At 60.9% G+C, this 15,915-nt stretch carries 10 protein-coding genes; 4 read left to right on the forward strand and 6 right to left on the reverse strand.

Translation table 11 applies throughout. The features are described 5' to 3' along the window. Window positions 1-4 precede the first annotated feature (4 nt). From pstA to ACFWYE_RS18005, 4 genes are all read right to left on the reverse strand, one after another. Entirely contained in the window at window positions 5-1,321 is a 1,317-nt protein-coding gene (pstA, locus tag ACFWYE_RS17990; RefSeq protein ID WP_379066256.1) for a phosphate ABC transporter permease PstA, read from the reverse strand. Then, complete coding sequence (gene pstC / locus ACFWYE_RS17995; RefSeq protein ID WP_379066254.1) at window positions 1,318-2,775, reverse strand: phosphate ABC transporter permease subunit PstC; 1,458 nt, start codon at window positions 2,773-2,775, stop codon at window positions 1,318-1,320. Before pstC ends, pstA begins: the two co-directional genes overlap by 4 nt. 96 nt (window positions 2,776-2,871) lie before the next feature. Next, entirely contained in the window at window positions 2,872-3,909 is a 1,038-nt protein-coding gene (locus ACFWYE_RS18000) for a substrate-binding domain-containing protein (RefSeq protein ID WP_379113236.1), read from the reverse strand. A 275-nt stretch (window positions 3,910-4,184) separates the two neighbouring features. Then, a complete protein-coding gene (locus ACFWYE_RS18005) occupies window positions 4,185-7,952 on the reverse strand; it encodes a response regulator (RefSeq protein ID WP_379113238.1) in 3,768 nt (1,255 codons plus the stop codon). Window positions 7,953-8,645: 693 nt separating this feature from the next. Between ACFWYE_RS18005 and ACFWYE_RS18010 the strand changes: the two genes are divergently transcribed. Together ACFWYE_RS18010 and ACFWYE_RS18015 are read left to right on the forward strand one after the other, a co-directional pair. Beyond that, the gene (locus tag ACFWYE_RS18010; protein WP_379113240.1) at window positions 8,646-9,842 is read left to right on the forward strand and encodes a glycosyltransferase family 4 protein; all 1,197 of its coding nucleotides are present in this window, start codon (window positions 8,646-8,648) and stop codon (window positions 9,840-9,842) included. Between the two features lie 41 nt (window positions 9,843-9,883). Continuing rightward, window positions 9,884-10,909 (forward strand): glycoside hydrolase family 5 protein, encoded by a 1,026-nt coding sequence (locus tag ACFWYE_RS18015; protein ID WP_379113242.1) that lies wholly within the window; start codon window positions 9,884-9,886, stop codon window positions 10,907-10,909. Window positions 10,910-10,918: 9 nt separating this feature from the next. On the opposite strand, the gene ACFWYE_RS18020 is transcribed toward ACFWYE_RS18015, so the two are convergent. Beyond that, window positions 10,919-12,136: a hypothetical protein gene (locus ACFWYE_RS18020; RefSeq protein WP_379113244.1), complete on the reverse strand. Its 1,218-nt coding sequence runs from the start codon at window positions 12,134-12,136 to the stop codon at window positions 10,919-10,921. A 91-nt stretch (window positions 12,137-12,227) separates the two neighbouring features. Next, the gene (locus tag ACFWYE_RS18025) at window positions 12,228-14,240 is read right to left on the reverse strand and encodes a GumC family protein (protein ID WP_379113246.1); all 2,013 of its coding nucleotides are present in this window, start codon (window positions 14,238-14,240) and stop codon (window positions 12,228-12,230) included. 260 nt (window positions 14,241-14,500) lie between these two features. Between ACFWYE_RS18025 and ACFWYE_RS18030 the strand changes: the two genes are divergently transcribed. Together ACFWYE_RS18030 and ACFWYE_RS18035 are read left to right on the forward strand one after the other, a co-directional pair. Continuing rightward, on the forward strand, window positions 14,501-14,851 hold the full coding sequence (locus ACFWYE_RS18030; RefSeq protein ID WP_379066242.1) for a VanZ family protein: 351 nt from the start codon (window positions 14,501-14,503) through the stop codon (window positions 14,849-14,851). 143 nt (window positions 14,852-14,994) lie between these two features. Further along, entirely contained in the window at window positions 14,995-15,873 is an 879-nt protein-coding gene (locus ACFWYE_RS18035) for a glycosyltransferase family 2 protein (RefSeq protein WP_379113248.1), read from the forward strand. Window positions 15,874-15,915 lie beyond the last annotated feature (42 nt).

Raw genomic sequence — 15,915 nt, forward strand, 5'->3', positions numbered from 1 at the left:
CTTTCTACCAGCGCCGTTCGAAGCGGCGCCTGAGCACGATCGCTGTGATGTTCATGGCCATCAGGAAGACCAGAAGGATGATGATTGCGCCGGACATGCGTTCCACGAACGCGCGTTCAGCTTCGTTGGCCCACATATAGATCTGCACCGGCAGCGCCGTCGCGGGATCAAATGGGGTTGCGGGATAGTTTGCGACAAATGCCACCATGCCAATCAGCAGCAGCGGCGCCGTTTCACCGAGTGCGCGCGCCAGGCCGATGATCGTGCCGGTCAGGATGCCGGGGGCAGCCAAGGGCAGGATGTGCTGGAACACCATCTGCATCTTCGAAGCGCCGAGACCGAGCGCGGCCGAGCGGATCGAAGGCGGCACGGCCGCGAGTGCGGCACGCGTTGCGATGATGATCGTCGGCAGCGTCATCAGCGTCAGCACCAGGCCGCCGACGAAAGCGGCCGAGCGCGGCATGCCGAGGAAGTTGACGAATACGGCGAGGCCGAGCAGACCGAACACGATCGAGGGCACGGCTGCCAGATTGTTGATGTTCACCTCGATCAGGTCGGTGAACCGGCTCTTCTTGGCGAACTCCTCGAGATAGATCGAGGCGGCGACGCCGATCGGCAATGCAAGCAGAAGCACGATTACCATCATGTAGAATGAACCGATGATGGCAACACCGAGGCCCGACGTCTCGGGGCGGCTCGAAGCCCCGAATGTGAACAGGCCGGTGTTGAAATGCTCGGCCATCGCGCCTTCGGCCTTGAGCTTGTTCATCCATTCGACCTGCTGGTCCGACACCTTGCGGCGATCTTCGGGCACAGTGAGATCGATCTGGCCCTTGAAGGCGGAATCGAGGTTGGCGCCCGCCAGGATATTGACGGTGCGTGTGGTGCCGATCACCTTCGGATCGGAAACGACCACGTCCCGCAGTTGCACGCGAGAACCTTCGGAGAGGAAGCCCTTCAGCTTCGTCATCATCGGCTTGTTTTTCGCGTCGATGCCGAGTTTTTCGGCAAGCGCCTTCTGTGCCAGTGCCGGATAGTTGGCGGTCAACAGGACTTCCGGGTCCGTTGCCCGCTTGTTGTCCGGATCGATCACCTTCTCATCGAAGGTGACCGGCAGCGACACCGTCGTCTGCCAGAAGGACGTATAGCCCTTGGTCAGGATCGACAGGAGCATGACAACCAGGAAGGCGAGGCCAATGCAGATGGCCAGCACGCCATAGAGGCGGAAACGGCGTTCGGCGGCATAGCGGCGCTTGAGGCCGATGTCGCGACGCGCGGGAGGGGTTGCGGTGGCGACCGTATCCAGGGTGACGTCGGTCATTCGTACTGCTCCCGGTATTTGCGCACGATATAAAGGGCAACGATGTTCATCACCAGCGTCAGCGCAAACAGCGTGATGCCGAGTGCAAACGCGACCAGCGTCTGCGGCGAGTTGAATTCAAGGTCGCCCGTCAGCTGGTTGACGATCTTGACGGTGATGGTTGTCATCGCCTCGAACGGGTTGAGGGTGAGGTTGGCGGCCACGCCCGCGGCCAGCACCACGATCATTGTTTCGCCGATGGCGCGTGAGGCGGTGAGCAGGATGGCGCCGACGATGCCGGGCAAGGCTGCCGGCAGGATCACACGCTTGATCGTCTCGGAGCGCGTGGCGCCAAGGCCAAGCGAACCGTCACGCATCGCCCGGGGCACCGCGGTGATGATGTCGTCCGACAGCGAAGACACCACCGGGATCAGCATCACGCCCATCACCAGGCCGGCGGTCAGGATCGACTGCGCCTGAATGAACGACGTGCCGCCGGCAAGAGCCGCGCTGAGATCGCGCAGGAAGGGTCCAAGTGTGACGAGAGCGAAGATGCCGTAGACGATGGTTGGAATACCCGCGAGCAGTTCGAGTGCGGGCTTGACCGCGGCTCGCACCTTCGGCGCGGCATATTCGGACATGTAGACCGCCGACATCAGGCCAACCGGCACCGCGACAAGCAGGGCGACAAAGGCGATATACAGCGTACCGGCCAGCAGCGGGATCAGACCGAACTGGCCTTCGGACGCCCCGGCACCGGCCGCGGCAAAACGCGGATCCCAAACCGTGCCGAAGAAGAAATGCATGGGCGGCACGCGGTTGAAGAAGTTCAGTGTCTGGAACAGCATCGACAACACGATGCCGATCGTCGTCAGGATGGCTATGGTCGAGGCACCAAGCAGTCCCCACAGCATCAGCCTTTCGACATTGTTGCGGGCGCGGGCGCGGAGCTGCACCTGCGAAATTCCGTAGAAGGCGCCAGCCAGCGTCAGTCCGATCGTGATAATGGCGCCGATCAGACCAAGCCAGTCGGTGGTCCGGTTGGCCTCCGCCGCGATCGGGATCATGTAATCCTGCGTATCGGTGGCGAGCGCGACGCCTTTGGCGTTGAGAAGCGGCTGCAATTCGGCGAAGGTCGCGGGCAGAGCCGCCACCTGCTGGGCATCGAGCTTGCGCAGGCCATTTGCAAGGCTCTTGGTCAGGCTGACCGCCAGCGGCTCGCTGGCCACGCCAGTTTCAGCCGGCATCTGCGCATGCAGGCGGCTGTTGAGATAGACGGAGGAGCCGATGCTCCAGACAGCAAGGAAAAGCACCGCCGGAAGAACACCCAGCAGCAACGCCCACCAGCCATGGTAGTGAGGTCTGGAATGCGGTTTGACCTTGCCGTCATCCTGCGAAAGAGCCCGCTGTCTTGCGACGACGAAGGCGACGATGCCGATGACGAGAACGATTGCCAGCACAAGCATGGATGACATGGAGCGGCCTCTGAAAGGTCACAAGGGCTACCGGTCAACGACCGGCAGCGGCGACCGGGGCACAGGTCGGACCTGCACCCCGGACACCTGGGAGGATTACAGCGACTTGCCGACGTCGAAAGCTTCGCGCTGAGCCTTGCGTTCTGCCTCAGGAGCAGCAACCAGGCCGTATTCGGCGAGCGGGCCTTCCGGACCGACCATCTGGTCGGCGAGGAAGAAGTCGACATATTCCTTCAGGCCCGGAACGACGCCGAGATGCGCCTTCTTCACATAGAAGAACAGCGGACGCGATACCGGATACTCACCCTTGGCGATGGTCTCGGTCGACGGGGTGATGCCCGAAACAGTGGCAACCTTCAGCTTGTCGGCGTTGTTTTCATAGAAAGCCAGGCCGAACACGCCGACGCCGGTCTTGTTGCTGTCGATACGGGCGAGCGTCTCGGTGTAGTCGCCGTCGATGTCGACAGCCTTGCCGTCCTTGCGAACCGCCTTGCAGGCAGCTTCCGCGGCCTTGTCGTCGAGGCCACCGGCCTTACCGGCTTCCACGCCGCCGAGCTTCTTGCAGCCGGCGATCAGCAGCTTCTCTTCGAAGACTTCACGGGTGCCGTGCTTTTCGCCCGGGATGTAAGCGGCAATGTCCCAATCCGGGAGCTTCGGATTGACCTGGCTCCACTTGGTGTTCGGGTTGTCGACCAGCTTGCCGTCGACCACGATCTTGGCGGCGAGCGCCTTGTAGACGTCTTCCGGAACGAGCGCCCAATCCGGACCCTTGATGTCGGTGGCGAAGACGATGCCGTCATAGCCGATCTTCACTTCCTGGATGTCCTTCACGCCGGCATCCTGGCAGGACTTCACTTCGTCTTTCTTGATCGGACGCGAGGAGTTGGCGATGTCGATGGTGTTTTCACCGACGCCCTTGCAGAATTCCTTGATGCCGGCGCCCGAACCGCCGGACTCGACCACCGGGGTCTTGAACTTCGAGAACGTCTCGCCGAACTGCTCGGCAACAATCTTGGCGTAGGGAAGCACGGTCGACGAACCGGCAACCTGAATCTGGTCGCGCGCGGCGGCGTAGCCAGCCGATGCAGCGAGCGCGAAGGCAGCAGCCGACGCGGTAAGAAGGGCTTTTTTCATTGGGCCTGCTCCTGTTAGGAAGGTGGTCTCTAGACGCCTTTCCTGCGGCGCCGGCTGAGGCCATAGCGCTCGTTTATTACAGTCACATGACAGTTTCGTGTCACCCCGGTAACGCGCTTTCGGCAGGTCGGCAAAGCGCCGCCGAGTCCACTTTGGTGAAAGCTTGGATTCTGGCTGTGAATCAGCAGGTTGCCAGGGCCAGACCTTAATCGGAGCCGGCAAACAACTTTTCTGCCAGATTTACGAAAACTCTACCTGATCTCGACGCCGGCTTTCTATCCGGCGCTGCGATAGGCTGTGTCTTTACCGCCGAGCCAGCGATCGAGCTTCTCAAGTAAGGCTTTCGGGCTGATCGGTTTGGGCAGGTAGTCATCCATACCGGCTTCGAGGCAACGCTCCCGGTCTCCCTTCAGCGCGTGGGCGGTCACGCCGACGATGGGTATGTGTGTTCCATCCAATGCTTCGCGTTTGCGGATTTCGCCGGTCGCCTCCAGGCCGTTCATCTGTGGCATTGAGACATCCATCAGGATCATCCGTGGCTTCAGTCGGCCTGACGTCTCCAGCGCCAGCTTGCCATTGCCGACGATTTCAAAACTGTAGCCGGTATCGGCCAGTATCTGGGTGAAGACGAGCTGGTTCACCTCATTGTCCTCGGCAACGAGAATATCGAGCGCTCCATTGCCGTCCGCGGCCGGTGGCTGAGATGGAACCGGCACGACCGGCGCCCAGGTTTCGACATTGCCGCGATCCGGGACCGAGGCCGGTGTTTTCAGAACATCGCTCGTCGGCGGGCGGGTAGCCAACCCGCCCCTGTGCTTCTGGATGGTCGAAACCAATGCCTCCAGCAATATCGAAGAGCGAGCCGGCTTGATGAGATGCGCGGCGATGCCAAGATCGCGATAGCTGGCGTTGGACAGTGTCTGGTCGACCGACGTCAGCATGATGATGGGTGTACTGGAAAGGCCCTCGGTGTTGCGGATCGCACGCGCGACTTCCGCGCCGGTCATTTCAGGCATCTGGTAATCGAGCACCACGCAATCGACTGGCACGCCATACGCTGCCGCGGCAGCCAGAACCTTCAGCCCCTCGGGTCCGCTCGCCGCCGCGCACGAATCGAACGACCACGATGCCATCTGCTCGCTAAGGATCGAGCGGTTCACCGCATTGTCGTCGACAACGAGCACGCGCGCGCCAGTGACGTCGATCGGCAACACGCGCTGTTTCTCGGCTTGCTCTGCGCTGGCCAATGTCACCGTGAACCAGAAGGTCGAACCCTTGCCTTCGGCGCTTTCAACCCCGATTTCGCCGTCCATCAGCTCCACGAGCCGGGACGTGATCGCCAATCCAAGACCAGTTCCCTCGTGTCGCCGCGTCGAAGACGTGTCGACCTGGCTGAATTTCTCAAAGACCTGGCTGAGCTTTTCCTGGGGAATGCCTATCCCCGTGTCGGTGACGGAGATCGTCAGTTTCGTGCCGGATGGCATCTTTTGACCGGTGACATCGACCAGGACATGGCCATTGTCGGTGAACTTCACCGCGTTGCCAAGCAGATTGGTCACGATCTGGCGGATGCGCCCGACATCACCGACAAACAGCCCGTCCAGCCCAGGTTGGACACGTACGATGAGCTCGAGATCTTTTTCCTTGGCTCTCGTCGAGACCAACGTGGCCACATCCTCGATGGCTTCCGCCAGATTGAATGGCGCCGGATCGAGCACGAGCTGGCCAGCATCGATTTTCGAGAAATCGAGGATGTCGTTGATGATGGTAAGCAGCGCATTGCCCGACTTCACGATGATATCGGTGAAAGTCTTCTGCTTGGCGTCGAGATCGGACTTGGCGAGCAACTCAGCCATGCCGAGCACGCCATTCATCGGCGTACGGATCTCATGGCTCATATTGGCGAGAAATTCGGACTTGGCGCGGTCGGCGAGTACAGCGCGCTGACGAGCTTCCTTCAACTCGACCTCACGTTCCTTCAGGTCTGTGATGTCGGTGGTCGAGCCGATCAGATAAAGCGACCCGTCCGAAGCAATCATCGCGCCCTTGCGCGCGAACTGATGCCGCGTCGAGCCATCGGCCGCGGTGACTTCTTCCTCGACCTCGTAGGTCTTGCCTGTGCGCAGAACCGCCAGATCTCCTTCGACGAAGGCCTGGCCTTCCTCGCCGAAGATTTCGACATCCGTCCTGCCGATCGCGTCCTCGCGAGCCACGCCCGTAAGCTCGCACCAGCCTTCGTTCACATAGAACAGCTTGAGGTCCGAACGCTTGGCGTAGATCGACACCGGAACATTGTCGATCAGCGAGCGGAACACCTCGTTCTCGCTCATCGATTCCTGCAATGCCCGCTCACGATCCTTCAGGTCGGAGATATCGACGCGCACACCGATGAACGTGCCGTCCTCCGCACGCATGTCGAAGGCCTGATACCAGCGCCCGTCGGGATTCTGTCGTTCGAAGCTCGAATAGCGCTGCCGGCAACGAAGCAGCATGGCGTTCAGCCAGGCATCGGGATCGACATCGTAGAGCTGGTCAATGGCGGGGTCACCACTGAGACGGAAGCAGCCATTGGCATGGCCGAGTTCCAACGAGTCGCGGAACGTCTTGCCCTCCTGCCAGGCAGGTCGCAGTGCCGGGATCGAATCCAGAAGCTTCCTGTTGGCGAAGACGAAACGATCGTCGCGATCGTAGATCAACACGCTGGCCGGAAGCGACTCCAGCACATTTGCCAGGTAGCGACGCGCTTCTTCCGCTTCGGCTTCACGCTTCTTCCCCTCTGAAACGTCGACATAGGAGATCAGCCGCTTGCCGCCGGACAGCTTCGTCACCGAATAAATCATGGTGCGGCCGTCAGCCCGGCGGAATTCGCGTGGGGCGACGTCGCCGATTTTGATTTCCGCGACACGAGAAGCGACATAGTCCTCCCAATGCTCGTCGGCGATATCGTAAACCCCGTTGTAGCGATTGACGTCCATCAGCGCGCGGAACGGGCAACCAACGGCAACCTGCTCGGGCGTAACCTTCCAGATGTCATAGAATGCGCGATTGATGATCTCCGCATTCATCGTGGCATCGAGAATGATCACACCCATGGTCATGGAATCGATGGTGCGTTGCAGATCCGACTCCAACTCGCGGCCACGTTCGCCAGCCGCTGCCGCCTCGGAGCGATTCGCCTCGAATTCGGTGATATCGGTGCAGATAGAGATGGTGCCGCCTTCGGCCCCATGCATTTCGCGATGCATGATGATGCGACCGTCGGCAAAGCGCAGGATCGAGGACGACGATTGCGCGTTGCGCCGCTTGTCCAGCACTGCAGCGCGCCATTCGTCGCTGCTCCGACCTTCTGTATCCCAGAAACCGCGCTCCAGCCCGACGTCTACGATATCGCGAAAGGTGGTGCCCTTGTGGATGATGTCGGCAATGCCGCGATACATTGCCGGCAGGGCATGATTGTAGAGCACAAGCCGGTCTTCGGCGTCGTAATAGCATATCGCATCGCTCATCGCGTTGAGCGCTGCCATCATGTGGTCAATGTGCTCCTCGCGCGGCTGGGCGCCCCGGTTCGACAGCCCTTTGACATCCTCCACTGCCTCGACCATGGCGGTGACGTTGCGGGCAATACCGCGATAGCCGGTGAAACGGCCATCGGCATCGAATTTTGGAAATCCTGATGTCGAGATCCAGCGGAACCCGGGACCACTGTCCTTGGGTTGATAGAGAAAATCCTTGAACGGGCGGCGCGCCTGCAGATTCTCCAGGTGAGCGGCTGCATTCTCGCTGCCTTTTTGCACCTGATCCAGAAAATCAAAGCGGAAATGCCCGATGACGGTGCCCGGCTCGTTGCCTGTCGCCGCGTGATAACTCGCGGAAAGCCAGGAGAACCGCAGGTCCGCATCGGTCTCCCACAACCAGGCGGAGTCGGCCTCGATCAACTCGTGAACTGTCTCGCGGGAAAAGGCGTCATCGGCGGTCGTCAGGTGGGCCACGCCATGTCCGTTTGCCGCCGGAGACAAGCCTGCTCCGATCGCGTCGTCCATCATAGCCACCCCCTCGCCCAAAAGCCTCGCCGCCTTCCCCAAGCCGGCGGCCAAATCTGCCCGAGAAGGTTTAATGGGCGATTAACCTTAACAAATCGGAACCGGCGCACGTGCCAGCCTGTTCTGTCCGATAGGCAGTTGCGGGGGATGCGACATATGAGTAATGGATGTCTTCGGAATGATGCGGATACGGCCCTACGTCCTGGGAATGATTTTCTGCCTGCCCATGGCGGCAGGTGGCTGTGCGCGTACCGATGATGGAACCGTCGTTATTCCCCCCTCCATGGACATGCGGCGTGCCTGGCTGCACGACGCCCCCTCCGTGCAGACACCACCTGTCGAAAGCGGCACCGAGGTCTTCCCGGTTGGCCCGACGGCAGAACCGGTTGCGCCGCAAAGACCGGTAGTCCAGCGCAAGCGACGGCCTGCCCGGACGGCATCCGCCCCACGACTGAATACCCCGTCCCCTGCTTCTCAGACGTCTGAGCCAATTGCTTGCGGCGAGGCAAAACAGGCTGATGGGCGAGTGCACGTGACCTGCAAATAGGCGGATGCATGCCGGCGGCTCACCGTCTCCCGCAATGAATTTGCGCCCGCAGGGCTGTCGACCCCGCTTCAATTAACCAGGTCTTAGCCTCTCACCACCCCTTGTGATATCGGGTATGCCAAGGTCTGCCGCCGCAGCTCGAGAATTTCATGTCTTTGACAGCCGACAAGCTCACCTTCGACCGCGGCGCTCCGCTTGCTGTGCAGGTGGTGCGACAATATCTGCCCAATAGAGGCGGGCTTGAGGAAGTCGTCGCCAACCTGGCGAGCCAGTTGCTGCAACAAGGGTATCGGGTTCGCGTCGTGACGCTCGACCGGCGGTTTACCGTACTTCACGAGACCTTGCCGCCCAGGCAAACCATCAACGGGGTCGAGGTGGTGCGGATTCCGTTCTCCGGCAGCACGCGCTATCCGTTGGCGCCGCAGGTTTTCCGGCATATCGGCGACGCCGATATCGTTCACGTGCACGCCATCGATTTCTTCTTCGATGCACTGGCCTGGACACGCTTCCTTCACGGCAAACCGATGATTGCCACGACGCATGGCGGCTTTTTCCACACCGAAAAATACGCCGGCTTGAAGACCGTATGGTTCAACACGGCGACGCGGCTGTCCGCGCGTGCCTATCGCCGCCTTGTCGGCTGCAGCGCCCAGGATACGCGAACTTTCCAGGCAATTGCCGGCAGCCGCGTCATTCAGATCGACAACGGCGTCGACACGCGAAAATTCGTCGATGCAGGTTCGCCTCGGGCAGTGCGCCGTGTGGTCACGCTTGGCCGGTTCTCGATCAACAAGCGTCTCGACAATCTGCTCGATACCATTCGGGCGCTGGTCGCAAGATCCGGGGATTGGCATCTCGACATTGTCGGCGTGCCGGGCGACCAGAGCGTGGCGGATGTTGAAAACATGATCACCGCGCGCGACCTTGGCCGCCATGCCACCATGCATATCGGCCCCTCCAACGAGACAATCCGCAGCATACTCGGCAACTGCTCGCTATTTGCCTCGGCCTCGGACTATGAGGGCTTCGGTCTTGTTGCGGTGGAGGCCCTCAGTGCCGGATTGATGCCGGTGCTCAACACCAACACCGCCTATAGCGATCTGGCCTCGCAACATGCCGAAATCTCCATAAGCGACTTCGCGGACAGTGAAACCACCGCCACAACGATGGAAACGGCGTTTGACACGCTTGCGGCGGACACGGCAGGCTATCGCACCGCTGCGATGCAAGCAGCTGACGGTTACTCCTGGGAACACGTTTCCGAACGCTATCTCGCAGTCTACCGCGAGGTCCTGGGCGCAAGCGCACCAGCTGCGGCCATGGCGGTCGCATCGGAAGCAGGCTAGGACATCGCATGGCTCGATCCTGTCCCCGCTCCTGGAGAACCATGGCCACCCTGGTTGCATCCATGATCCTGGCATCAAATGCGGCCTCGGCCGGCTGCCTCAGAGGCGTCAACCTGGCTGGCGCCGAATTCGGGAATTCTGAAGGCGTCTACGGCAAGGATTACATCTATCCCAGCGACGCCACGATCGGCTACTTCGCAGGGAAAGGCTTCAATGCAGTGCGCCTGCCCTTCCGATGGGAACATCTGCAGCCGCACCTCGGCAAGGCCTTTGACAAGGCCGAACACGCGCGTCTCACCGATGCGATCGCCAGGCTCAAGGGTGCCGGCCTGACCGTCATACTCGACGTGCACAATTACGCCCGCTATCGCGGCCAGCTGATCGGCTCGGAAGCAGTGCCCAATGCCGCCTTCGCGGATTTGTGGAAGCGCCTCGCCAGCGAGTACCGCAACGATCCGGCGGTGCAGTTCGGCCTGATGAACGAGCCATATGATGTCGCTGCCACACAATGGCTTTCGGCAGCCAATGCCGCCATTTCCGCCATACGCCAGGCCCGTGCCGGCAACCTGATCCTGGTACCGGGGACCAACTGGACCGGCGCGCACAGCTGGTTGAATGATGATCCGGAGCAGGCCAATGGCGTGGTGATGCTCGGTGTGGAGGATAGCGCAAACAACTACGCTTACGAAGTCCACCAGTATCTCGACAGCGACTTCTCCGGCACGAACGAAACATGCTCGCGGGCAGCTGATGCATTGACCGCCCTCAGGGACGTCACGGGGTGGCTGCGGAAGAACGGCAAGCGCGGTTTCCTTGGAGAGTTTGGCGGCGCTCCCAACAAGGTCTGCATGGATGGCATCACCGCCATGGCCGATTTCATTGGCAAGAATCCGGAAACATGGACCGGCTGGACCTATTGGGCAGGTGGCGACTGGTGGCCGGAAAGCGAGGGCCTGAACATCCAGCCGACCAAGGCAGGCGATCGTCCGCAACTCAAAGCTTTGGAGGCGGCAGGAGCGATCCCGGCTGCGAGGGGTTCTTGCCCCGCGCTTGAAAAGAAAAGCTGACAGGCAATCCTATCGCGCGGGCGCTGGCCTCACAGCCGGCCTGAGCGAAGTCTCATCCGCGACGAACGACTTGTAGGCATTCGACGTTCCGAGCAGGAACCACAGCAGCGCCGCGGTTTTGATCGAGTAGAGCGAGTCGCTGATCTGCATCAGCAGCAACAGATAGACCATCACCATGCAATGGAACCGCCAGGCACGTGCTTCGGCCGCCGGTGCAAACACCAGGATTGCCCAAAGCACCACGAAGCCGAAGATTCCGAAGGCGGTGAGTGAGTAGGCCAGACCGGAATCGGCCGTGAACTGCGAGGTCTGCTCCGAGCCCAGCACAACCGCCGGTGACAACTGCGTCAGGATATGGGCTGTCACCATGAAGCGGCCCACCAGATCGTTTGCACCACCGTCAGTGCCGCTTGCCGTGCCATAGGCCGCCAGAACAGCCAGCAGCAGGAAGGGAAGAATGGCCCAGGCGAGCCGCGGCACAAGATTGTAGAACGGGTAGAACACGGTAATGAGGACGCAGGTATAGAGACCGAAGCGAGCATCGGCCAGCGCGATCACCGCGAACGCCATGGTCAACGCCAGCCAAAAACCCTTGAAGGCGCGGCCGCGATAGAGTGCCCAGGCATAGATTATGACCGCGAAGTTGCCCATCGACACCGGCTCCAGGAACACCGATGAGACGCGATGCTGACCAAGGAAAGGCAGGATCGTACGCGGCTCTGGTCGCATGCCGGAGATGAACAGGCCCTCCCTGACACCAAAAATCTGGTCGGCCGTTATGGTGCCTCGGGCGATGTAGTAGCCGACGATATTGAAGTAGGACACGTAGGTGTCGACAGCGAGATATTCAAACAGCCCGGCGGCAACCACGATGATCCCCGAAACCAGCACGAGGCTGTCGCCCAGTTTCGGATCGCGCAGGCGCATGCCGGCGAAATAGAAGGCGATCGGGATCAGGATGTCGCGCACGGATTTCAGATTGAGTTCACCGCCTCTCAGGGCGAAGATGAACAACATGTAGCTGATGAAGGCTCCCAGCAGCAGGTAGATTGGCGCGCGCCGCGTCAATGCGACGACAAACGCGGTGCCGACAATCGTCATTTCCGACAGGATTACATAGCCGTCGGTGATGCCCATCAGCTTGGTGTTCACGAAACAGAGGAAGAAGTTGAACACCAGTGCCGCGACAAGCGCGGCGATTGCCAGGAACCTAATCAGCCCCGGCATTGTGTCATCCGCCGATCCTGCCATAGTCGACTGGGAACGGCTCAAGCCTTGGACGGTCGCGGACGCTGCGGTCATGATCCCGCCCCGATACTCACGCAGCTCTTCCGACGACGATGTTGCCAACCAGCTTCTCGCGCCACGGTTCGATCTCGCTGATCAGCAAGGCCAGTTCGTTCTTGTGAGTTGAACCGATCTCAGATTGCAGAATGATGCCGTCGGCAAATTTGAGCAGGACTGGCAACAGCTCCTGCGCCTCGGTGCCGCAAGCATCGACCACAAAGAAAGGAGGCACCGCGCCGGAAACGCGTTCAAGCTCCGCGGCCAACGAAAGCAACGCGGGCGAACGGCTGTCGCCAATGTGCTCATATTCCAGCACGTCTTTAAGTGGATGATGATCCGCGCGGCCGTGAGGCCTTGCCCGCGCTTCGGTACGGAGCGCGCCATTGAACAGGTAGACTTCTTCGCCGAGGCCGTGCAGTTGGCGGGCAATCCCTGGCGCCGCATGCTCGCTGACCACGGTCGGATCGGCTGCCGCGACGACGACGACGGTAGGCAGTCCGTCGGAACGTCGAAGCCCCGTCAGATTGTTGATCCTGGCGAGACCCATTTCCGGTATTTGCTGGCCCTTCACCTCGGCGGGTGGGGCGTCTGCGCGACGCAGCTGGAAGATCTGGCTCAACCGCTGACGCCAGCCGATCTTGCCGCTGTCCACAAGGCGTGTGACGGTGCGCAGTACCGGAGCGCCGGTCGTGGCTACCAGTTCCCGTTCCGAACGGACGGCACCACTGATCGCATCGCGCAGCACCGCGAGCACCGATCCTGCTGCCGTACCGAACAGCAGCGCAGCAATGAGTACCAGGCTCTTCGGCGCCTGCACTGGCTTCGTCGACGCGATGGCCGGTGAAATGATCCGCGAAGAGCCCTTGCCGATGTTCTGTCGACTGACCAGATCCTCCGAGCGGCTCAGGAAGGACTGGTAGACGGAATTGATCGAGGCTGCCTCATTCTCGAGTTGCGCCAGCTTGATCCGGGCATCACCCTTCTCGCTGTTCATCTCGGCCAAGGCGTCGAAGCGCGTCTGCAAGGAGTTGAGATTGGCGCGCGCGCGATCGGCATTGGACTGTGCGGTCCTGCGGACACGCTCGAGTTCGTTTTCGATCGAGACGCGCATGGCGGCGATCTGCGAACGCACGGCCCGCATTTGCGGGTGCTCCCCACCGAGGCTGGTTGCGACCTCCGCTTGTCTGTCCAGCAGTTGCGCATAGCGGCTGCGCAGGTCGATCAGCGTCGGCGACTGCAGCGCCTCGGCAATGGCGCCGGTCTCGACATTGGACATGTTGAGCTGGCTGGCCTGGTCGGCGATCGCCTTCTGCTGCTCGGCTGCCTGCCGCGCCGCAAGCAGTTGCTGATTGATGCCCGCCAGTTGCTGATCTGTCACCAGGCCCTGTTGCCCGGCGGTGATCAACCCATTCTCGCTTCGGAATTTTTCGGCTGCGGCCAGGGCATCCGACAGGCGTTTCCGTAAGGTTTCCGCCTGCTGCTGCAGCGCGGTGTTGGCGCGTTCTTCTGCATCGGTCCGAGCCTCATTCGAGCTCTTGAGATAGATATCGGCAATCTCCTGCGCGATTTTGGCCGCCTTTTCGCTGTCTTGGTGCTTCACCGTCACCGACAGCACCAGCGAATCTCCAGCCTGAGCGACAGTCAGGTTCTTCACCAGCGCATCGACGACCGCGTCCGTACGATCCGCCGGTGCCGGCGTGCCTCCCCCGAAGATCTGCAACAAGCCACCACCACTGGCGGCCAGGTAGGGATCGTTTGTCAGGTCGAGCTTGTCGACGACCTTGCGCAATGTCTCGCGCGACTGGAGCACGTAAATCTGGCTGGTGACGGTTTGCTGCGTGCTCACCTGTGCTTCGCCCGAACCGGTGTCGCCCGTTGCAGCGTCACGGCTGGTATCCAGCAGGATTTCGACGGTAGAACGATAGTATGCATTCTGGGTGGCGAGAAAGGCCACCGCCAACGCCAGGGACGCCAGCACCGCCAGCACCACATAAGGCCACCGGCGTCTGAGAACCCCAGGCAGTTGAAGGATATCTATGTCCATGGTGCCCCGAGATAAAAGTCGTTACGCCTGAGCCTGGGCAAGCGGCACGACCTAACCCCCATTCTGCCTCACGCAACGAACTGCCGCGCGCAGATTGGCGTATCGCGAATGTTCCAATTTATGGTTAACAAACCGCTAAATCGGCCGTTTGAATCTTGGCCCGCCTGCTCTGCAGTAAAATTCTGTTGACCGGCAGCATCCCTTGGGCAGCGACAAAAAGCGTGCTTTAAACTGCCTGAATCCGACATTAGTTACGCGCGATGATTCTTCTTTACCGCCTTGCTTCGATCTTCCTCCTGGCTTTGATCGTCTTCGCCACCCTCTCGCCGATCGGACTGAGACCGCATCTCGGCGATGCCAATCTGGAGCGGGCCTTGGCCTATATGCTGCTGGGCAGTGCGTTGGCGCTGAGCTTCCCGCGGCACACGCTACGCATCGCCGTTTTCGTCGTGAGCATCGCGACAGTGCTGGAATTGCTTCAGTTGATCGATCCCGGTCGCCACGGGCGGATCGAGGACATGGTCATCAAGGCAGCTGCCGGGCTCATTGGCATCGCCACGATCACATTGGCAGGCAGGCTGCTGCGTCGCTCTCCAACGCAAAATCAATAAGCCCGATCCAGGCTGGTTTCACGTCAATTTAACGCGTCGAAGCCAAGATAGGCCGGTATCAGGACGAGGCCTCGTCCGACAGCCGCAACCTCGCCGCAGACAGGGCATGCATGTCCCGGAACGGTCCGGAAATCGAGACCTCTATGGTCGTCGCCACGCTGGGCCGTTCGCACGAGCTGGCCGTGCTGCTGCGCTCCTTGGCTGCCGAGGAGCGTCGCGACTTCGAGTTGATCATTGTCGATCAGAATCCCGACGACCGGCTGGTCCCGGTACTGGCCAGCTTCGTCGGGCTCATGACCATCATCCACCTGCGTACCGACAGGAAGGGTGTCTGCCGCGCGCGCAATCTTGGCGCTGCCCGGGCCCGAGGCCAATGGCTGATGTTTCCGGACGACGACTGCTGGTATCCGCTGGACCTGCTCGCTCGCATAGACACCCTCAGGAAGGATCATCCCGCCGATTTCTACTGCGGTCGCGCCACCAATGCGCTGGGTCAAACAATCATGGGCGACTTCGCTGCGGAGGCGGTACCGATCGAGCCTGCGACGGTCTGGACAACCCTGATCGAATGGATGCTGGTTGTTAAACGATCTGACTTCGACGCGGCCGGTGGCTTCGACGTCGCGATCGGCCCGGGCTCCGATACGCAGTGGGGGGGCTATGAAATCCAGGACCTGGCGCTGAGACTTTTGTCCGCGGGACGAACAGGATGGTACGATCCCGCTTTTATCGGCCACCACCCAGACGATCGCTCCAACCGGACCACGCCTGCCGCAGTGGCCAAGATGCGCCTTTATTCAATGGGCCTCGGCTACGTAATGCGCAAGCATGGTTATGGCTTCGGTGACTACCTGCCGCGGCTCCTGCGCCCCTTGGCCGGGGTCGTCGTTTATACGTTTACCGGCAAACCTGGTATGGCATACCGCTCGTGGAGCATCTTCGCCGGCCGCTGGGTCGGTTGGCGCACCGCCCCAACACCCATTTCGCCTCATGGCGCCCCGATTTCGCGTAGCGGTTTGTAAAGTGTGCGCAAACACCATTCCGTTTAAGCTGAGACCAGGATC

This window comes from Mesorhizobium sp. NPDC059025 (assembly GCF_042739655.1).
Taxonomy (GTDB): Bacteria; Pseudomonadota; Alphaproteobacteria; order Rhizobiales; family Rhizobiaceae; genus Mesorhizobium.